Origin of the sequence: Clostridium sp. 10cd*, assembly GCF_044336395.1 — a bacterium.
In the GTDB taxonomy this organism is placed as follows: domain Bacteria; phylum Bacillota_I; class Bacilli_A; order Erysipelotrichales; family Erysipelotrichaceae; genus Clostridium_AQ; species Clostridium_AQ innocuum.
On record NZ_CP172347.1, the window covers coordinates 3,784,316 to 3,804,412 of the forward strand.

Annotated in this window: 22 protein-coding genes, 2 tRNA genes and 1 riboswitch; of the genes, 7 read left to right on the forward strand and 17 right to left on the reverse strand. The window is 43.5% G+C overall.

Annotation, left to right across the window (positions count from 1 at the left end):
- Positions 1 to 145 precede the first annotated feature (145 nt).
- From ACG3M1_RS18875 to ACG3M1_RS18890, 4 genes are all read right to left on the reverse strand, one after another.
- Positions 146 to 1,087 (reverse strand): HipA domain-containing protein, encoded by a 942-nt coding sequence (locus ACG3M1_RS18875; protein ID WP_009270533.1) that lies wholly within the window; start codon positions 1,085 to 1,087, stop codon positions 146 to 148.
- Positions 1,088 to 1,091: 4 nt separating this feature from the next.
- Positions 1,092 to 1,319: a hypothetical protein gene (locus ACG3M1_RS18880; protein WP_002605743.1), complete on the reverse strand. Its 228-nt coding sequence runs from the start codon at positions 1,317 to 1,319 to the stop codon at positions 1,092 to 1,094.
- A gap of 541 nt (positions 1,320 to 1,860) precedes the next feature.
- Positions 1,861 to 1,936: transfer RNA gene (locus tag ACG3M1_RS18885), tRNA-Ala, on the reverse strand.
- An 18-nt stretch (positions 1,937 to 1,954) separates the two neighbouring features.
- Positions 1,955 to 2,031 (reverse strand) — tRNA-Ile (locus tag ACG3M1_RS18890).
- Positions 2,032 to 2,216: 185 nt separating this feature from the next.
- On the opposite strand from ACG3M1_RS18890, the gene ACG3M1_RS18895 reads away from it, so the two are divergent.
- Together ACG3M1_RS18895 and ACG3M1_RS18900 are read left to right on the forward strand one after the other, a co-directional pair.
- Positions 2,217 to 3,065, forward strand: coding sequence for a tyrosine-type recombinase/integrase (locus ACG3M1_RS18895; RefSeq protein ID WP_008818668.1), 849 nt, complete (start codon positions 2,217 to 2,219; stop codon positions 3,063 to 3,065).
- Positions 3,066 to 3,340: 275 nt separating this feature from the next.
- Positions 3,341 to 3,736, forward strand: coding sequence for a hypothetical protein (locus ACG3M1_RS18900; RefSeq protein ID WP_008818667.1), 396 nt, complete (start codon positions 3,341 to 3,343; stop codon positions 3,734 to 3,736).
- 191 nt (positions 3,737 to 3,927) lie between these two features.
- On the opposite strand, the gene ACG3M1_RS18905 is transcribed toward ACG3M1_RS18900, so the two are convergent.
- Entirely contained in the window at positions 3,928 to 4,617 is a 690-nt protein-coding gene (locus ACG3M1_RS18905) for an N-acetylmuramoyl-L-alanine amidase (RefSeq protein ID WP_002605746.1), read from the reverse strand.
- Between the two features lie 159 nt (positions 4,618 to 4,776).
- Here ACG3M1_RS18905 and ACG3M1_RS18910 point away from each other — a divergent pair, with 159 nt between their 5' ends.
- From ACG3M1_RS18910 to ACG3M1_RS18920, 3 genes are all read left to right on the forward strand, one after another.
- Positions 4,777 to 5,157 (forward strand): carboxypeptidase-like regulatory domain-containing protein, encoded by a 381-nt coding sequence (locus ACG3M1_RS18910; protein WP_008818666.1) that lies wholly within the window; start codon positions 4,777 to 4,779, stop codon positions 5,155 to 5,157.
- On the forward strand, positions 5,151 to 6,221 hold the full coding sequence (locus ACG3M1_RS18915) for a peptidoglycan-binding protein (RefSeq protein WP_008818665.1): 1,071 nt from the start codon (positions 5,151 to 5,153) through the stop codon (positions 6,219 to 6,221). The genes ACG3M1_RS18910 and ACG3M1_RS18915 overlap by 7 nt, the downstream gene beginning before the upstream one ends.
- A 104-nt stretch (positions 6,222 to 6,325) precedes the next feature.
- Positions 6,326 to 6,478 (forward strand): hypothetical protein, encoded by a 153-nt coding sequence (locus ACG3M1_RS18920; RefSeq protein WP_009588891.1) that lies wholly within the window; start codon positions 6,326 to 6,328, stop codon positions 6,476 to 6,478.
- A gap of 280 nt (positions 6,479 to 6,758) precedes the next feature.
- Here ACG3M1_RS18920 and ACG3M1_RS18925 read toward each other — a convergent pair whose 3' ends face one another.
- The 12 genes from ACG3M1_RS18925 to ACG3M1_RS18980 all read right to left on the reverse strand — a co-directional run bounded on the left by ACG3M1_RS18925 (position 6,759) and on the right by ACG3M1_RS18980 (position 16,697).
- On the reverse strand, positions 6,759 to 7,415 hold the full coding sequence (locus ACG3M1_RS18925) for an ABC-2 transporter permease (protein WP_009270534.1): 657 nt from the start codon (positions 7,413 to 7,415) through the stop codon (positions 6,759 to 6,761).
- A complete protein-coding gene (locus ACG3M1_RS18930) occupies positions 7,412 to 8,263 on the reverse strand; it encodes an ABC transporter ATP-binding protein (protein ID WP_008818663.1) in 852 nt (283 codons plus the stop codon). Before ACG3M1_RS18930 ends, ACG3M1_RS18925 begins: the two co-directional genes overlap by 4 nt.
- Positions 8,264 to 8,265: 2 nt before the next feature.
- Positions 8,266 to 8,637: a GntR family transcriptional regulator gene (locus ACG3M1_RS18935; protein WP_002605751.1), complete on the reverse strand. Its 372-nt coding sequence runs from the start codon at positions 8,635 to 8,637 to the stop codon at positions 8,266 to 8,268.
- 846 nt (positions 8,638 to 9,483) lie between these two features.
- A complete protein-coding gene (locus ACG3M1_RS18940; protein ID WP_395814409.1) occupies positions 9,484 to 10,404 on the reverse strand; it encodes a D-alanyl-D-alanine carboxypeptidase family protein in 921 nt (306 codons plus the stop codon).
- Positions 10,405 to 10,889: 485 nt separating this feature from the next.
- Entirely contained in the window at positions 10,890 to 12,023 is a 1,134-nt protein-coding gene (locus tag ACG3M1_RS18945; RefSeq protein WP_009270535.1) for a sensor histidine kinase, read from the reverse strand.
- Positions 12,020 to 12,715 carry a VanR-ABDEGLN family response regulator transcription factor gene (gene vanR, locus ACG3M1_RS18950; RefSeq protein WP_009588790.1) on the reverse strand — a complete coding sequence of 232 codons (696 nt, stop codon included), beginning with the start codon at positions 12,713 to 12,715 and terminating at the stop codon, positions 12,020 to 12,022. Before vanR ends, ACG3M1_RS18945 begins: the two co-directional genes overlap by 4 nt.
- A gap of 384 nt (positions 12,716 to 13,099) precedes the next feature.
- Positions 13,100 to 13,534, reverse strand: a complete 435-nt coding sequence (locus tag ACG3M1_RS18955; RefSeq protein ID WP_008818659.1) for a DUF4430 domain-containing protein — start codon at positions 13,532 to 13,534, stop codon at positions 13,100 to 13,102.
- Positions 13,518 to 14,030 carry a hypothetical protein gene (locus tag ACG3M1_RS18960; RefSeq protein WP_008818658.1) on the reverse strand — a complete coding sequence of 171 codons (513 nt, stop codon included), beginning with the start codon at positions 14,028 to 14,030 and terminating at the stop codon, positions 13,518 to 13,520. The genes ACG3M1_RS18955 and ACG3M1_RS18960 overlap by 17 nt, the downstream gene beginning before the upstream one ends.
- Positions 14,027 to 14,518 carry an ATP:cob(I)alamin adenosyltransferase gene (locus tag ACG3M1_RS18965; protein ID WP_008818657.1) on the reverse strand — a complete coding sequence of 164 codons (492 nt, stop codon included), beginning with the start codon at positions 14,516 to 14,518 and terminating at the stop codon, positions 14,027 to 14,029. The genes ACG3M1_RS18960 and ACG3M1_RS18965 overlap by 4 nt, the downstream gene beginning before the upstream one ends.
- A gap of 75 nt (positions 14,519 to 14,593) precedes the next feature.
- Positions 14,594 to 14,774: riboswitch (cobalamin riboswitch) on the reverse strand.
- Between the two features lie 146 nt (positions 14,775 to 14,920).
- The gene (locus tag ACG3M1_RS18970) at positions 14,921 to 15,754 is read right to left on the reverse strand and encodes a diguanylate cyclase domain-containing protein (RefSeq protein WP_224721009.1); all 834 of its coding nucleotides are present in this window, start codon (positions 15,752 to 15,754) and stop codon (positions 14,921 to 14,923) included.
- A 15-nt stretch (positions 15,755 to 15,769) separates the two neighbouring features.
- On the reverse strand, positions 15,770 to 15,919 hold the full coding sequence (locus ACG3M1_RS18975; RefSeq protein ID WP_008818655.1) for a hypothetical protein: 150 nt from the start codon (positions 15,917 to 15,919) through the stop codon (positions 15,770 to 15,772).
- Between the two features lie 364 nt (positions 15,920 to 16,283).
- A complete protein-coding gene (locus tag ACG3M1_RS18980; protein WP_008818654.1) occupies positions 16,284 to 16,697 on the reverse strand; it encodes a peptide deformylase in 414 nt (137 codons plus the stop codon).
- A gap of 197 nt (positions 16,698 to 16,894) precedes the next feature.
- On the opposite strand from ACG3M1_RS18980, the gene ACG3M1_RS18985 reads away from it, so the two are divergent.
- Together ACG3M1_RS18985 and ACG3M1_RS18990 are read left to right on the forward strand one after the other, a co-directional pair.
- The gene (locus ACG3M1_RS18985; protein WP_008818653.1) at positions 16,895 to 17,962 is read left to right on the forward strand and encodes a helix-turn-helix transcriptional regulator; all 1,068 of its coding nucleotides are present in this window, start codon (positions 16,895 to 16,897) and stop codon (positions 17,960 to 17,962) included.
- A gap of 139 nt (positions 17,963 to 18,101) precedes the next feature.
- Complete coding sequence (locus tag ACG3M1_RS18990; RefSeq protein WP_008818652.1) at positions 18,102 to 20,048, forward strand: FAD-dependent oxidoreductase; 1,947 nt, start codon at positions 18,102 to 18,104, stop codon at positions 20,046 to 20,048.
- Positions 20,049 to 20,097: the final 49 nt, after the last annotated feature.

Here is a 20,097-nt window from a genome sequence, read left to right on the forward strand (position 1 = left end):
AAAGATCTGCGATAAAACATTGACAGGCACAGGAAAGCCGGATCAAATTACGTAAAGTCTGAACACACTCATATTTCCTCTTTCTGAATTATCTCGATTTCTCAAACATGATAATTCAACGCACGGGAAGTGAAAAACTTACCTGTTACAGCACAGCTCGCATGGTATGTTCGTATGCCGGCAACAGGAGCTTTTGCAATCGAAGCTCCATTCCCTTTATATAAAACTCTTTACGTATTTCACTGATGATTTCTATACCGTTATCTGCATTGGGAATAGCATAAATGAAAGCAGTTATCGCATCCATATGCCTCTGTATCTGTGGAACGACACGCTTTACTGCATTATGAATATCTTTATCTTCAAGCTTCAATAGCGCACCGAACTGCAGTGCCTTTCCGTCGATATTATATCCGGTGACTGTGCTGATTGCACTGCTGAGAATCCTATCTTCATTCTTCAACATGTCGTTTATTTTCTCATCGGAAATCTTCGTGGAAAAAGAAGCACCGTTATCAAATACAGGCGCCAGCGCTAAACTGCCATCGGAATATCGCAGGATACCCCAGTTTCCGCTATTGCGATCATTATTATTTATCAGCCCGTCGATCATGACACAATCCCAGAACCTCTCTGACATTCCATCAATCATATACAATAGGGAATTATAGTTCAGATGTGCCTTTACCGCGTGAAGACTTGTACTGCCAACACTGTTGCTATCGGTTACTGTATCTTCCAGAATTGCCTCCAGTTCTTTATTGTAATAGTTTTTGATTTCTCTGAATTCCTGTAATCGAACATGTGAATCCGTAAAATCCTTACATGCAACAACCAGTTTGTTATCCTTTGTCCCTAATTTGGTTTCATGTACAGGATAGCCAAGAATCTGATAAATATGACTGCCTATATACTCAGATAACGGAGAGGTTGTATAAGAAATTTCCGTTTTTCTCATTCCCTTTGTAGATTTAGGAAATTTCAGAATCCAGTCCTCCCCCTGATAAATGATTCCAAGCTTACTGCCAGCCATCCCACCATAGGCTTTGTTATTTTCCTGACACTCGTTAAAATCGATCAAATACATGTGTTTATCCTCCACGATATCTTTGACATAGGATATCCCTCTGTTTGCTGGTCATTTCTTTATTGATAACAAATTCTTTTGTAATATTCTCAATGAATCCACATCTGTCAAAGTATGACCAGTCTTCCTTCCGATCCATTTCCTCCAGCTCATCCACCAGCTCCTGAATCATGGAAGGCAAAGCAAAATCAATTTTGACTGAATCGTTGATCCAGTGATAGCTTTTATCCATTTAATCACACCCTTTTACCAACTGTATTATAGCATGCATTGTTTTCACAACGCCATACGATCATTCAGAAACGCAAAAAGTCGGTTTGTATTCCTGTAATCAGTCAAACACTCATAAAAGATCCAACCATGTATCTTCCAGTTTATCCTAACAGAGAACTGACCTTTCTAACGTAAACCTGCGATACCGATATCACCTGCCTGACTGTCATTTTCGTACAACAAAACAAGCCTTGGAAGGAAGCAAAAGCTGGTCATCACGCTTTGCTATGCTTCATATTATTCATTTCAATTAGTATTTTAAAATCTTTTTCTCTAAAGAAAAGCGATGATTATATTTTTCAAGTTTAAACCTGAATCATCATCGCTTTTTATGAGCTTTGGTCAACGCAGTGAACAGTATATGCCTGAAACACGAAATGTAAACATGGATAACACGGAAATCAGAACAAAATAAAAAACAGGTTATACATCTCTCAAAACCTTTAATTAAGGTCTTTTTTAACCGTTCGGCGAAATGTAAATAACCTGATCATGTTATATGGTGGAGCGTATCGGGATCGAACCGATGACCCCCTGCGTGCAAGGCAGGTGCTCTCCCAGCTGAGCTAACACCCCATGTATATTGAAATTCGATGGTGGGCCTGAATGGACTTGAACCAACGACCTCACCCTTATCAGGGGTGCGCTCTAACCACCTGAGCTACAGGCCCATTTCCATCGAATGCCTGTAAATAATACCACAAGTAAAACATGATGTCAACATATTTTTAATTTTTTTATCACAAAAAGCCGTCAAGTCGAAATGCTCTCTGTTTTCCACAAGCCACACCGGTGAGATCAAAGCCGGATTTGTGCTATGATAGGGTACATAACAATGATTACAGGAGGAACCAGCATGGACTATACAGAAGCATTTGAGCAGATCGATATTTTCAGAATCCATTTAATCGAGGAAGAAAAAAGTACATTGACCGTACAAAAATACATCCGGGATATTACAAGACTCTTTGCCTACCTTTCTTCTGAAAAGACTCTGACGAAGCAGTGTATTATAAAGTATAAGGAGGAGCTGATGAAATCCTATACCTCGGTAAGCATCAACAGCATGCTTGTTGCAATTAACTGTTTTTTCACCTTTATCAATCAGCCCGGATATCGGGTAAAGCTATTGAAAATACAGAAAAGAACCTGTATTGAGAAAGAGAGAGAGCTGACTAAGAAAGACTATGCCAGACTTTTAAAAGCAGCGCAGGATACCCATAATGAGCGTATGTATCTGCTGCTTCAAACCATATGCGCGACCGGAATCCGTGTATCTGAGCATCGATTCATTACTGTGGAAGCTGTAAAAAGCAGAAAGGCAGCCGTGCAGAATAAAGGTAAGCTCCGCTATATATTCTTTCCATCCAGACTGCGTAAACAGCTGCTGGCATACTGTAAAAGAAAAAAGATAACATCCGGCAGTGTTTTCGTCACGAATTCCGGAAGACCGCTGGATCGCAGCAATATCTGGAAAGCGATGAAAAAGCTGTGTCTCCATGCCAATGTCAGCAACAACAAGGTTTTTCCGCATAATCTGCGGCATTTGTTCGCCTTCACCTTCTACAGTATGGAAAAGGATGTGGTTCGACTGGCGGATATCCTCGGGCACTCCTCCATTGAGACCACCAGGGTGTATACGATGACCAGCTTTCAGGAATATGAGAAGACACTGTCCCGCATGGATCTGGTACGCCTCTGTTGAAAAATACCACATAATATGCATTATGTGGTAGCACTCATATTCTGCTTACAGGTATATTTTACCATATATTCTTACATAACTGAGGAAGATATCATCAGCTATTCATCTTTTTTTCTTAAACAGATCATTTGCCCAGCTGACCGTTTCCCTGCCTTTAATTGCAGTCCTGCCTCCTGCACACTAACAATGTCCTGTACTACATAATGCATATTATGTGGTACAGGGCTTTTCTGTTCACGATGTGTATCTTGATTTTTGCACAGGAAAGGAAGCACATGAGAAAAACATTTTTTTATCTGACCAAAATTATCCTTTGTACAGGACTATTTCTGTTTGTGATACATTGCCTATTTATGCGGCAAACACAGGGTCTTTGCTCAGCCATTACAGTTTTCATGGAACCGCAGGACAGACAGGAGCGTTGTCTGCTGCAGATTGAAGTACGAGGCAGCGGTACTCTGTTCGACGGCAAAGCGCACCATCGAAACAGCAGTGAACGATATGCGCTCTTTAAAGGAAAGCGAAGAACCTTTCACCTTTATGCAGATCAGAAGAACTATGCCATACAAATCCGGTTGAATAACAAAGATATAACCGATAGCGTTCACAACGGGAACATCTCTATCAGGAGCTCATCCAAGGTTCAGCAGCTCGTTCTGTATGTTTCATAAGATAAGTTCTGTACAGGCTGTAATCAAGGCAAAGCCGGCTATAAACGCATCCTACAGCAGCACATACAGCGCTCCTTTGCCCTGTCCTACAGATTACGGCTGCTATGAAGCAGTCATTCTATTCGCCATAAACTGTACACCCGCCTATACAGCAGCTTTCAAATCACATTCTCATTCGGTTATCGGTATTCTCACGACAGGAAATTGAAATATTCCAGTATACTGTCATACAGCGTCTGCGCCACCTTTTGCTGATATTCATCGGTGATAAGCTTCGCACGATCCTCTGCATTCGATAGAAATCCGCACTCTACAAGAGAACCGATCTTCTGCGCATTATTCAGAATATAATAATCTCCCGGCTTGCTTGTCATCTTCGTCTGCGTCAGTGCGCGGAAATGCTTCTGCACAATGTCCGCAAATACCTTGGATACCTCATTCTTTGGAGCATAAAAGGCCTGAGCCCCCTTTACACTTGTGTTAGGATAGGAATTCAAATGGATGCTGATGAACAGATCCGTCTTGTCCTGATTGATCAGTTCGATACGCTTTTTCATATCCTCGCGTTTGCGGTTCGAAGCACCTTCGCTTGCCAGATCATAGGCACCGTCACGGGTCATCGTCACATGGGCACCGCCTTCCTCCAGTAGCTTCTTCAACTTCTGTGCAATTTTCAGATTGATTTCCTGTTCCTTCGCTTCGTTGCTGCGAGCACCGTCATCCTTTCCCCCATGTCCGGGATCCAATACGATTTCCACACCATCCAGTGCATGGAAGGCACGTTTCGCGGAAACGGAGGTAATGTGCGACAGACAGAAGGATGCTGCCAGTATGGTACAAAGCAGTCCTGCACCCAGCAGGTATTTTTTTCTTTTCATCATCTTCACCTTTTCAAGTATATGTAATGTTAATCACAAAAATATCACAGTCATGAAATATTTCTGTAATTCGCGCCGGCACAGACAGGCGATTGACCCGATACCACGGACATTTGCGGCATACGCTGTAAAGGAGGTGATATTATCACTACAGGATATGTCATGGTTGAAACCATGGAGGAAACCGCACAGCCCATTCCCAATGCGCAGATCAGTGTCTTTCGACGGGATGAGCGCGGATCTATATTTATCATGGAATGCAGTACAGATGAATTCGGTAAAACACAACGTATTGAATTGGATGCTCCGGATAGCTCGCATTCAACAGACATTCACTCACTGACACGCCCGTATGGTCAGTATGATATTCACGTTGCCAAAGAAGGCTACGATACAGAAGTCCGCAACGGTGTACAGATATTTGCAGAAACCGATTCAACGCTGACCGTTATCATGCAAAATTCCGGGGTACGGAGTGTAAGCAATACCATCGATATCGGTGAGCATCAGCTTCATGAGGGAGGAGGATGTCGCTCATGCTAGAAGAAATCATCCTTCCCACGACGATTACCGTTCATCTGGGAAGACCGACAGCCAGTGCACAGAATGTTACCATTGGCTTTGTCGATTATATCAAGAATGTCGCATCCAGTGAAATCTATCCGACATGGCCGTATGAAGCTTTGCGGGCAAATATCTGGTGTCAGATGTCCCTTGCCCTAAACCGTATTTACACGGAATGGTATCGAAGCAGAGGGTATTCCTTTGATATCACCAATTCCACAGCCTTTGATCAGGCATTTGTTCCCGGTCGTAATATCTATGATAATATCGCTGCGGTTGTGGATGAGGTTATGGGAGATTATCTGAAAAAACCGTTTTACAGGGAGCCGTATTATGCGGAATATTGCGATGGAAAAAGAGCTCAGTGTCCGGGGCTGAAGCAGTGGGGAACACTCGATCTGGCAAATCGCGGATATGATTCCTATGGCATCATCCGATATTATTACGGTGATCAAATGCAATTTCTGGAAACAGATAACTGGCAGCCGTACACCCCTTCCTATCCCGGCTATGCCCTGCGGCTTGGAAGCAGCGGTCAGCCGGTGTTTATCATTCAGGAGCTGTTGAACGGAATCGCTGTCAATTATCCCAACATTCCGTTAATCTATCCACCCGATGCTGTTTTCGGACCGCAAACAGAGAGTGCGGTAAGAGCCTTTCAGCGGCAGTTTGACCTTACCGTAGATGGGATTGTCGGGCAGTCCACCTGGTATCAGATTTCCCGAATTTATGTCGCAGTCCGCAAGCTGGCGGAGCTGGGAAGTCTTGGCAGATTGGAAGGTTATTTTACCGGTTTATGGACCGGAAAGGTGCTGCGTCAGGGGGATGTCGGCATCGAAGTGCAACAGCTGCAGTATTTCCTTTCCATTATCTCAGAAAGCTATCCATCCATTCCATCTGTAACCGTTGACAGCCGCTTCGGACCAGGACTGGATCGCGCCGTACGTGCCTATCAGCGGGAATTCGGTCTGGCCGTAGATGGACTCGTCGGACGTTATACATGGAATTCCATCTATGAAACCTATGCAGCAATCGTAGGTTGACAAAGCCATTCCCGTAAAAGGAATGGCTTTCCCGTAATTTTAAAGCAGTCACTGTATTTTTAAATTGTTCCGGATACAGCAGGCAGCCTTTAAAGAAATACTGCATGAAGAAAGCTAAAGATGTGTATATCGTATCACACCAGTATTTGCACACTGCTAAAAATCGCAGAACACAAACCTCCATGTCCGTACTGAGTGACCTGTATCGAAATTATGAAAAAGCTGAAGCAGAGGAGATGGAGCGATACATGAGCTGATTTAACCTTTCATGTACGTGAAAGGTATTTACAGAATACTACACGTATGATTTTACCATGCCTCTTACGCAGATCAGGGTACGCATATAAAAAGCTGAAAAACCGAAAGTAGTAAATTCCTATGATCCGACTGCTTCCGCCTTGCTATTACAGCCCTGTCAATTACCCTTGACTGCGTCACCCCCCTTTACACTTTGAGAGTCCTTTTTTCTAGAAGCCTTTCCAAAAGAAAAGAGACAGCCCGGTGTCGGCTATCCCTATATATCGTTTTATGATTGCTTTAGAATTCTTTGTTTTTCATAACACGACAGCTGATGCGGTAGGATATCGCAAGCAGCACTACCGAGAATATCCCTGCAGCACCTCCGATCTGCATCATATTCATTGTACTCATAGATGCCAGAACAGCATCCAGATCTACCTGCAGTATTTCAAGAAGCTTTATGACTCCCATACTTCCCAGCACGGCAACACCAACGGTAAGCAGCAATGCTACTCTCCCCCGTTCTCCGCCGAATTTCAGCTGTACAGGGATCATGACAGCCGCAAACAGAAGGACGATGCAAATATATAGCAGATCAATCGGCAGCCAGTCCATGACGCTTATCTGCGGATTGCGAATAGTAATGAGAATTCCCGACAGTACCACCGAAAGCAGCCATGCACCGCCTCCAACTAAAATAGAGAATACATATTTTTCCTTCACATAGGACGTTCTGGAAAAAGGCATGGAAAACAGAAAGGCATAGCCGTTGTCATATTCGTCATAGCTGATCGTACTCAGCACAAACATAGAAGCGATCATTGTGAAATAGCTGACAACGAAGGTTGATTCAAATTCAGCAAACAACATGGCTGCCGCTATAAATATCATGATAAAGAAGAAATTCTTCTGATTTTTCATCAGCTTGAAGTCCTTAATCAATAAACCTTTCATATCTGTTCACCTCGTATCATCATCATAATCACATCATCAATGGACCCTTTTTCCACAGTAAGCTGCGGATAGTTTTCCATATAAAACTGTTTTTGGCTGGTCAGTACAGCATAGCCATAGGGTTCCTTGCGCCGGCGCAGCAAATAGCGCTTATCCAAATCCGCATACTGCCGTTCATCCATCTTCAGCAAAGCGTAATCACTCAGCAACACATCTGTATCCTCATGCATAACAATCTTTCCCTCATGAATCATATACAGATCATCACACAGTCCCTCCAGATCGGAAGAGATATGGGAGCTAACCAGCATACAGGCATCCTCATGCTGTTCCATGTACTCCCGAAGCAAATCCAGCAGTTCATCCCTTGCGACCACATCCAGACCGGCTGTCGGTTCATCAAGAATAAGCACCTTCGCATGATGGGAAAGAGCAATCAATGCCTTTAGCTTGGCCTTCATTCCGGTTGAAAAATCCCGAATCTGTTTATCCATCGGCAACGCAAATCTCTGGCACTGTCGCAGAAATTCCGCTTTTTCAAATTTCGTGTACATATTGTCCATTACGGGAAGGATATCCTTGATATTCAGATATCCACTGAAGCCGGAATCAGATAATACGACACCCACATATTCTTTTTCCTCCGGTGTCAGCTCCTGTACAGGCTTTCCCAATACCTCAATTTCCCCGCCATCAATGGAAATCAATCCCAGAATGGCTTTAAAGGTTGTGCTTTTACCAGCACCATTTTGCCCGATCAGCGCACTGATCTGTCCGCTTTTCAGCTCCAGCGAACAGTGCAGAGAAAAGGCACCGTAGTTTTTCACAACATTTTGCAGTTTCAGCATATTCATTCCTCCAATAGCAGATGGAACAGTTCCAGCAGGTCGCTGTCCTCCATCCCGCAGCTTCTGCCTTTTTGAATGGCCTTGTCCAAATCGGCTTCGATTTCCTTCTTATGTTCCTCCATCACCAGGGCCCTGTTCAGTCCGGCTACATAGGTGCCCTTGCCATGAACAGTAACCGCAAATCCTTCAGCCTCCAGATTATCGTACGCTTTCTTGACTGTCAGAGCGGATATTTTCAGTTCCTTGGATAGAGAACGAACAGATGGCAGAATATCGCCTTCCTCCAGCTCCTCGCTCAGGATCATAGCCTTTATTTGCTCTACTACCTGTTCATAAATCGGAGTCATAGAAGAGTTGTTAATAATGATTTTCATAAGATACCTCCTCTGTTCACAAACAGTATATAACAGTATATAACTGTTGTCAACTGTTATATACTGTTTATCATAAAAACTTTAAGTTAGGCTATCCTCACATTTTGATAATAGAAGCTATCTACACCGTAGATAAAACAGAGGATATAAGCTTGAGGTTCCACCTGCTTCAGATGGTCAGAGAAAACGGTAAAAAGATTGCAACAACAAATCAGCTGAAAAACGGGTGATTTGTTGTATTGCATGTTTTAAATCAGTGCATATGCCGGAAAAACTGAGGTATTTTACTCCGATATCTATAGGAATTGCTTTTATGGGGTGCATATCTCATAGACCCGCGATAACAGTAAGCCTCATTACCAGTACGATACCCTTTATGTATGTATCACTTCCAACCAACATTCCAACATCCGTGCTTCCATCTGATAATCCATGGCACAGTGTATTCCACCGATCGTGTGCTTTTTTATCTTTTGTATGATTAGAAAAAGCAACACCATAAAAAAGGGAACCGAGGGACACTATGATAGAGAAATGCTGCGTGCATGCCTGATATGTAGAAAAGACAGACCACGTACCGTATACACCGCATATGGTCTGCCTTTGTATTTTCCTGAATCTTAAACCGGATATGTTGCAGCACAGAGAATACCACCTTTAACAGTGAATCATAGACAATGCCGTGAACACAGTCTTAAGCTGTATGTCTGCCTTGTTTTTCCTGAGATGAATCTGCCTGTAGTCAGACAAGCTGTGCCGGGCGATTGCCTCTTATTTCCACCTCCGGATTCAGGCTTATGCATACAGCCTTGCGATTGTCTCTTACTTTCATTACCGGATTCAGACTTATGCATAAAGCCTTGCGAGAGCTTCATACACGTTTATCGCATCCAGAATGTGATATGGCTTTGTTGTAGCAGAACCAGACGCATGAGCGCTGACAAACAACCACGTTTCCTCATGGATACGTGCCTGTGTGGCAAGACATAGACCGGCTTTCTTTGTATATCCGGTCTTCCCGCCCAAAATATCATCCTGTGACAACTCGTTTTGATCCATGGTCATCCGCATAGTGGAATAGATGGTCATTCCTTCCGGATGCATATTGCTGGGAGCCATAACGTAGTTGGTTGCATGAAAAGCCTCTGCAAATTTAGGAAGCTTTAATGCCTCGTCCAGTATCCATGCAATATCACGGACGCTGCTCACATGCCCGGCTTCATCAAGTCCTGTACAGTTTTGAAATCTGGTTTGCTTCAGCTTCAGTTTTTCAGCCTGCGCATTCATTTCGGCAACAAATGCGTCCTCACTGCCATACAGTGAAATGGCCAGGGTCATACATGCATCAGCGCCGCTTGGCAGTAATGCTCCATAAATCAAATCCTCATAGGTCACCTCCTCATCCGGTAAAAAACCGGCCATTGACGCCTGCTCCTTTTCCAGCTGCGGGAATATGGAGGCTGGAATACGTACGGTTTTCTGCAAATCATCAATATGCTGCAATGCCGTATATACCGTCATAAGCTTGGTTAAGGATGCCGGAGCAATCGCTTCTTCTTCCCTTTCCTTCAGCATCACCTTGCTATCCTTTTGCCGGATAAGGATATAATTCTTACTGTATAATTCGCTGCTTATCTTGATCGGCTGCTCTTCTGTGTTTCTGATTTGAAGATTCACCTTATCCTCCTTGGAAATCATCGGTCGTAAATAACAGACAAGACTTGTAATCAGTACACCAGCCAGCAGCAGTTTTTTAAATCGTTTCATCGTATCAGCTCCTTCATGACTCTATTGAACCATGAATTGCACAGATAGTTGAAAACACAGACTTAGCACTTACTTAATTATCACTTAACTCCTTGCGTTGCTTGTTTGTTCACTTCGCATACGCTGAAAGGCTTCAGGCAAAGGCACATGCTGAAGTTGATTAGAATGAGGTCAAAAGCAAGTACTTCCATATAAAAAAATTACAAGCGCGGTAAACATAAACATCGCAGCACCCACACAGCGGATGCCCTTTTTCAGTCTGAAATCCATGTTATCCGTAAATTGAAACAGCATAATCAGCCAGCGTATTCTGTTTCGTTTATCAAATAGTCTTCTCCAATCTTATCCGCAGCAAAAACGCATTCACTGCATAACAGCTTTCTCGTCGAAAAAAAAACACCCGCAGGTGCTTTCATCATAAACCAAGAGCATTGGTTACAGTTTGTAGCCTTGTACATTCTCTGCCTCCAGATGCAGCACATCAATCATGCTGACTGCAGCTCTGTATCCGTTGCGGGCATGGGAAGCTTTATATAGAAAACTGTTTCCTCCATATTACTGTCCGCATAAATGCTGCCTCCGTGGGCCTCGACGATTTCCTTTGCGATTGCAAGACCAAGACCGGCTCCACCGGATGCTGTGGATCTGGCCTTATCCAGTCGGAAGAATTTTTCGAAAATCATCTCCAGCTTCTGTTCTGGAATTTCATCCCCCTGATTGTGGAATTCCAGCAGGATATGCTCTGCTTCCTGTTTGACTGCTACCCGTATCACGGTATTGGGATAGCTATAGGAAATAGCGTTTTTCAATACATTATTGAAAGCTCTGGCAAGCTTATCCGCATCACCGTAGCAAACAGAGCCCTCTGCAATATCCAGCTTCAGCTCCTTATGCTGTGCAAGCAGAGTCGGATAGAACTGCTCCTTTAGCTGTTCCAGCAGAAAATCCAACGCAATCCTCCCTCTTGAAACAACGATATCATGAAGATTAAAGCGCGTTATATCAAAAAATTCATCAATCAGCTGTTCCAGTCGTTCCGCCTTATCAAGGGTGATACGGATGTAGGTATCCCGCTGTGCTTTTGGAACATCCGATACATCGTTCAATAGGTTCAGATACCCGATGACTGAAGCCAGCGGTGTCTTCATGTCATGGGCCAGATACGATATCAAATCATGCTTCTGACGTGTCTGTTTCTCCAGCATTGCCAGCTGCTTCTGTTCCTTTGCTCGAATCTGCAGCAGAAGTGCCTCTATATTACCAAAGCCCTCCGGAAGATAAAAATCGCGATCCTCCAAAAACTGATGCAGGGCCGTTTCCATCGCCTTTTCTATCTCTGCCCTGTGCTTCATAGCGACACGGCTGCTTTGTGTCCGCACGCAGACAATACAAATTACAACAACCAGTGCCGTCAGCAAAAAAAACAGCTGCTTGATTCGATACCAGTTGGGAGAAAGATACTGATGCAGGATACCTGTCGTATCCGTATATTCTTCCATATAGAAAAACTGTTCGGACAAAAATTCCCGCAGCATACCGTTGCCCAGCAGATCCGCAGCGATATAAACTCCAGCGACCACTGCGATTGCTGCAAGCAGTATCCATACAGTGCGTTTCATAGTGTTTCTCCCAGCTTATAGCCCACACCCCAGACATTTTGTATATAGCGCGGGTGTTCTCCGCGATCCTTCATCTTTTCACGGATATGCCGGATATGTACCATCAGGGTATTGTTGCTGGATGAGAGATATTCCTCCTGCCAGATTGCGGTGTACAACTCCCTTGCACTGACAACCTTTCCCTGACGCTCACACAGATACCATAAAAGACGAAATTCAATCGGTGTAAGATTCAGGTCTTTCTCATTCAACCTGCATATATGCTGTTCCTGATTCATGACAAGTCCCAGATAACTTAGCTCCTTTGCCTTCTGCTGAACATTATAGCGCTTGTATCTTCTAAGCTGCGCCTTGACGCGGGCAATCAGCTCCAGCGGCTGAAACGGCTTAGTCATATAATCATCAGCCCCGATCATCAATCCATTGATTTTATCAATATCCTGCTCCTTCGCTGTCAGCATGATAATGGGCCATGTGTAGTTCTGACGAATGGTCCTACAAATGCTAAAGCCATCCATATCCGGAAGCATGACATCCAATATGGCCAGATCGTAGGAACGTGTCCGTATATTCTGCAGAGCCTGTGTCCCTGTATAGCATACATCCACCTTATAATTTTCATTTTTTAAATAAATTTCCACAAGCCCGGCAATTTCCTTTTCATCATCCACTACCAGTATATTCATGTCCATTCCTCCTGTACTTCATCTGTCAATCATACTGCTTGCGTTATCCATGCATGATGCTTTCCGCAATCCTTCACACACATTATACCAGAGCCTATGGAAAGACTTCCTTACATTTCACTTAATTCCAGGAAACAGTATATGCAAACCGTCAATATCATTCACAGAGGCTGAAATTTCACAATATCTTCCAGATTCTGCAGGTATTCTTCAAATAAAAGAGCACATGAAAAGCCGTATCCAGTACGGCCTTTACAGATGACCAAGAATACGGCTTTTTCATGTAGGATGCTGTATAATTGTCTTTCTCCATACCGCCTTTTTCTTGCAAAGCAATTATGAACGTTGTAATACTGTCAGTTACGGTTTTTATGAAAGAGCAATTGCTGGTTAATAGGATGCAGTATACGTAAAGGTAAAGTCATCTCCATCCTTAATTTTCAGACTGCTTGCAGCATCACAGCTTCCGGCAGCCTTGCAGGATTCGTTATTCTCGGATTCATACAGCCACCATGGCCCCTTATTAAAGTCCTTGGTTTCCACACCCTTCATAGCCATAATGGTTTTTCCATATTGCCCGTCTTCCATTACTACATTCAAATCCTTCGCCTTTTCCAGAAAGTCCGCAAGTGTTTCGACCTTCCCCTCTACACTCACATCCCCACTGAATAGTTCCTTTTTGTTAACCTCGTCCTGAATCGTGATTTTAAGCGTTGTTTTTTCCGTATTGTCACTTACAGGCTCTTTCTTTTCACTTTCCTTTGAAGAGCATCCGCCAACAAGCAGCATGGCAGATACCAATAAAATTTTACATAGCTTTCCCATTTTGCAATCTCCTTTCCATATGGTTTAAAACAGCTGCTATCGGTTTATAACAGATGGCACAAAGCGCCATGGACATAAAGCCCTGAATAAGAGAGGTCTTTAATCCCATAAGAATATAAATCGCTGTTATTTTTCCCGAAATCAGCATAAACGGCAGCTGTACCAGCTGACCTGTCAAAAATGACAGAAAGCCACAGGTGAATACCAGTGCGAAGAAATGTCTGTTTAAGAATTTCCTGCTGCAGCCTACGAACAGACTGTACAGCGGATAAATCAGACAATACATCATCGACCATGGGGCTACCCCCTGGGTACTCAGATTGAGTATGGTAAACACCACTGCACCCAGAACAGCCTGCCTTGTCTGAAATGTCATCGCAAATACCACAATGGTAAATGTAATGCATTCCAGATATAGAATGAATGAAAATGATGTAAACACGACAGCTTCAATCGAAGCGATAACGGCTATGAAGCAAAGCTCTCTTGCCTTCATACATAGGACCTGCTAATAAATTCTCTTTCCCTTATACCGTCCTGTGCATTCTCATACAGGCACATCATGAAAAAGGTATTGGATAGCAGATTCATAAAATCAAACAGGATGGCTTCCACCGGCTTTCCCTCACACTGTATCTGATGCATGATGCGGATAACAGCCTTGACTTCTGCACGCAGCACATGCAGATGGCTGGCACCAATACAGCCGTCGGGCAGGACAAAACGATCCATCTCAATATGGTAACGTGCATAGAAGGTATTCAGCTTTTTCAGTTCAGCCTCCCCTATGGCACACGCTCCCCGGATGGATCCATTGGCGTGATAGATCATTTCCATCAGTTGAAGGAGGTCCTCCTGCGGAATATGACGGATGTGGTGTCTTGCCACGGATAGCATGGATGCCAGACGATCCGTTGCTATCTCATAATCGCACAGGTGACTTTTTTCCTTCAGAAAAGGATATGCACAATATTCAACACTCATTTTTTCACCCTCACTTTCTTAACGACAGCGGGCAGAAAACATATAAAAAAACTATATTCTCCACACCCAGCAGAAAACTCTGTTTGCATAACAGGCAAGTCTCCCGGCTTAATTTCATCCTACTCTTCACCTTCTCATACCAGATTGGTACAATGGTTTCTGAATTTCGTCCATATCACGGTTGCTGGGGCAGCTGAAGATGTTCGCTTCCATTCCTTGTTCGGTATTTTCATACACCTGTTATGCTTTTTTTCATTCATTCGCTCTTAATTATAAAGGCAACGCGTTCTTCTGTCTATAGTAAATACTGCTTTCCATCTTCCCATTGTTGTCATATCTGTCAGCTGCCTGAGTTTCCGGCAGGTAAGAAAAAACATCCCTGTTTAAGAGATGCGATTTCATCTATTCCTCATCAGCGTAAATCCTGTAACTATGCATGCCCTTTTTGGAGTTATACATGGAGGTGTCGACCTTTTGAAACAGCTCCTGATAGGTACTGCCGTGCTCCGGAAAATAAGTGACACCAATGCTGAGCGTGATGTGCTGTGTAAAGGGAAACTGCCTTTGTTCATCCTCCCAGTGCTCACGAAATTGTGCGAGAATGTGTTCCAGCATGCAGTTGTCCAAATGTCGGGGGCAGTAAACAAGAAATTCATCCCCGCCAATCCTTGACACGATATCCTTTGAAAAGGTTTTTTGCAAAGCCTGTGCAAGCGTAATTAGAATCCGGTCTCCCACAGGATGACCATATGTGTCATTATAAAATTTAAAGTGGTCAACATCCATCATTAGAATTGTTCCCTGCTTCCCGTTACGCAGTTGTTCTTCAATCTGTTTTTCGCAGTAATAGCGATTTGTAAGCTTCGTTAAATAATCATGATGGGAGTAATATAGGACTGCCTTGTTGCTTTCCTGCAATTCTCTTGTTTTCTGTGCGATTTTCTCGCGCAGCTGCTCATTGCTCTGTTCAATCAGGCGCTTAGGAAAAAATTCATCGCTGCACTGGTTGATATCCGGTACAGACTGATGTACATGGAGAAGCTCCCAGCCGGACGGCGTATACTGCAAAATAATCGTAAAACGAAAGTGCAGCTCATAATTGATTCGATCTCTTGCATCCTCATTCACATCGAGTTCTCCGTATACCATATATACATTGTCACTTAACTGTCTGGCCTGGTATGCTTCCTGCTCGATGACAAAGGTGCCGTTCCACTGTTTTTCTTCTCTCTCCAGTAATACAGCAAATTCCTATAACGAGTGTGAAACCTCGTGCTTACCGGTTCCTATCACACTGATTTGCGGACTGAAATATCCGCCGGGTATCTCATAGGAGCGTTCCTCCAGATACTGATGCCAGAGATGATGGCAGAACTGCTTTGCATCCGCTGTATGATTCATAATATCATCCTTCTTTATTTGGTTATCTTTATTATACACATTTTCCCTATATCCGTCTCCATATTACAAAGGTAAACTTTTATAAAATAATGGAATCCTTATCACCACAGGATCAACCGTATTCGAGAATGGCCATATATAGCATCAGGAGAGGCAAAAGGACGGATGAAGCCAAATCTTTGCCACCTTTGTTTTCGTGTGATGCCTGAAAGCCCTCAGGGAACCTGCAGACTATTCAGCGCTTACGGATGTCCCTTGGGAACAAGCAGGTATGACAGCATTATACTGATCATCACTTATTTGAAAAACAAATACTGCCCATTCAGAATAAATTACAGCAAAAGGCAAGGTTTTTTTCAATTCATTATATCAGTATACCGTCACAATGATCCAGCTCGTGCTGAATAATCTGTGCACAAAAGCCCTCATAGGTTTTAATTTTCTTTTTCCCACAGCAATCCATGTAGGATACCTTGATTTTCTCATATCGTAAGGCTTTCTTCTGTGTACTATGGCAGAGACATCCTTCCTCGGCAGTATAGCGCTTATCTCCGGTTTTTATTATCACAGGATTCAGCATTGATACATAGCTTCCGCCATCCTGAAATACGATGATACGTTTCAGAACACCTATCATATTTGCTGCCATCCCGACACAATGATCCGCATGTGCCTGCAATGTATCCTGCAGATCCTGAACCGTCTGCAGATCATCCAGCGTAGCAGCCTCACAACGACGGCTGAGCAAAAATGTATCCTTCACAATTTCCTTGATCATATAGTTTCCTCCGATTTCATTTCAGTTTTTCATCCGTATGTATTATCGCAGAAACAGCACACATTGGCAAATGCATCACAGGTAAATGCAACAAAAAATAGCTGCATCTTTCAACATTTGCATAGGAAAGTGAATAGGTCTTGTTTCCTGGTAGAAAAAACACTAAGATAGAGTGTAGATACAAGGGAGGCGGCAGTATGCAGAATATGCAGCATTATTATGATTTTTCCGGACAGAAATTCGGATATCCTCTGAGCTTGAGCATTAACAGTTTTAAGCGACAGGTTTTCTCCAGACAATCGAGTCTGGAAATTTCGTATGTATTAAAGGGTGCCTACGAAGCAGTTACAGAGCATTTTACAGCAGGTATTAAGGAACATGAACTGGTGATTGTTGCGCCAAACGATATTCACATGATCCGACAGATGGATAATGATAAAAGCGTTATCCTTACTTTGCATATTGATTTTTCCCGATTCTCTGCAGGCATGTGCGGAAATATAGAGGAAGCCTTTGAATCCATGATCTGTACACGATCGAAAAATTACCGGCTGCTGTGCAGGCTGCGAAACAAAATAGGAGAACTGGTCCGGATGCTGCTACGGGGAGAAAGCAGTATGTTTCAGATGAACGCCATCATGATGGAGCTTGTCTACATTGCCAGCAATCATCGGCAGTATCCGGTAGAGCGGCTTCCTCTGCAATCTGTCCATCATGAAAACTATATGAAGGCGATTCAATACATTGACTGCCATTTTTCAAGTGAACTGCATTTGGAGGATGTCGCTAAAACACTGTCCTTCAGTGTTTCCTACACATCAAAGCTGTTTAAAAAATATACCGGTATCTCCTTTGTCAAATATCTCGCATATGTCAGAATCCGGGCTTCTTTGGAGGCCTTGCTGGAGGGTAAGGATTCCATAGAGCAGATCGCGGCTGACTGCGGAATGCCGAATTCCAAATCCTATACTGCCGCATTCCGTGAATTATACGGCATTGTACCCAGTGACTATCGCAAGAAATTCACACAAAACATTAAAATGAATGAAAATCATAAAGAACAGAGTATGAGCTTTGATATTGAACAAAAAGAACTACTGGAGCATCTTATAGCAGATACACAGGAGGTTTTATATGAAAATGACGGTATAAAAATCACGCAGCAGGAAGGTCATATCCAATGCCGAATTCAGCATGAGCTGATTACAAAAACAACAATAACACAGACAGATGAGGAGCTTGTAATGGAGGTTATTCGCAAATAGCTTTCCAGCAGCCTCCTTTTTTTGTCTTTTTCTAACTCATCAAATGTAAAAACACAACAAAATATGCCGGATATCATCAATGCATGGCAGCGATTACTATTCTGATTCGTGATAAAATATCAGTAAAGGAGATGTTAAAATGAACACCTATCATCATTTATTTTCACCAATTAAAGTAGGGCATACAACCATCAAAAATCGTGTGTTTATGCCTCCGATTTCTACAAATCTGGCAGATAAGGGCTATATTACGGATGAGCTTATACAGCATTATGAGGCCAGAGCCAAGGGAGGTGTCGGACTGATTGTTACCGAGGTGACAACTGTGGAGCCTACCTACATCTATCTGCCCGGGGATATGTCGATTCACGATGATTCCTTTATCCCCGGGTGGAAGAAGCTAACAGATGCAGTGCATCAGTATGGTGCCAAGATCCTTCCACAGCTGTTTCACCCTGCCTATATGGCATTCCCTATTCCAGGCACACCACGTCTGATTGCCCCTTCCAATGTGGGACCTTCCTATGCAAAAGAAGCTCCCCGTCCGGTTACAATTGAAGAGCTGAAGGTTATCATACGCCAGTTTGGAGAAGCAGCCCTTCGTGTTAAGCAGGCAGGGGGTGACGGTGTGGAAATTCACGCTGCACATGCGCATGGTCTTCTTGGCGGTTTTCTGACACCGCTTTACAACAAACGCTGTGATGAATATGGGGGAGATATCAATGGAAGATTGAAGCTTACACTGGAGGTTGTTGAAGAAGTTCGGAGTGTATGCGGCCCTGATTTCATCATCGATGTGAGAATCTCGGGAGATGAATATAGTGATGGCGGATTGAACCTCGATGATATGATTTATGTTTCCAAGCAGCTGGAGACACATGGGGCAGATATGCTGCATGTATCCGGCGGCACTACCATTAAGCGCGGCAGTGCAATTCCTGCGGCAGGGACAAAGCCTGGAGTGCATGCTCATCTGTCTCAGGAAATAAAAAAACACGTAAATATTCCAGTCGCAACAGTAGGTCGGATTACAGAACCCTGGATTGCGGATGAGCTCATAGCCAATGGAAAAGCAGATATATGCATGATCGGTCGTGCCAACCTGTGTGATCCTGATTTTGCCAATAAAGCAAAATGCGGAAAGGACGATGATATCCGTCCGTGCATTGGCTGTCTGCGCTGTTTAAATGGAATTATGTTTGGCAAACGGGTAGCCTGTACGGTAAATCCATCCTTTGAGCTGGAAAATGAAGACACGCTTAAGCCTGCCGAGGTTAAGAAAAAAATTCTGGTCATTGGTGGAGGGCCTGCTGGTATGGAGGCAGCTTTTGTGGCGAAAAGAAAAGGTCATCATGTCATTCTGTGTGAACAAAGTGATGCGCTGGGAGGATTGATGAAGCTGGCAGCAGTACCTATTGCCAAGCAGGATCTCAGCAGAGTTATTAAATATATGGCACGCCGCCTTATGCAGGCAGGTGTTGAAGTACGCCTGAATTGCAAAGTTGAGAAAGCAATGCTGCAAGGAGAATTTGCTGATTATGAGGTGATTGCCTCCAATGGTGCCGTTCCATCAATTATAAAAGCCTTTACCGGGTTCAAGCAGTGGGCTACCGCCGATGATATTCTGGCAGGAAACGCATTCCCCGGTAAAAACATTGTCATCCTGGGAGGCGGCTCTGTAGGATGTGAAACCGCTGATTATCTTGCTCCCCTAGTTTATGACCGTTATCCAAGAGATCGGGTGATAACTGTTTTGGAAATGACGAAAGATATCATGGTAGCTGAATCCGGTCCCGGCCGCAGTCTGCTCGTACAGCGTATGCTGAAAAAGCATGTAAATCTGATTTGTGAAGCCACGGTGGAAAAGGTTGAAAAGGATAAAATTTATTATACAAAAAATGGTAGGACGGAATGCATAGATGATGCTGATACACTGATTTTTGCAGTTGGCTACCATAGTGATCCAACCTTGAAGCTTCTGTTAGAGGAATGCGGTATGACCTATCACATGATTGGAGATGCAAATCATACAGGGACCATCAAGGATGCTATTCATGATGGCTATGAAACAGCACGCAGCATCTGACATCAAGGAATATCAGTAGCCTGAATAGCTTTGAGACATTGGAGTTGCT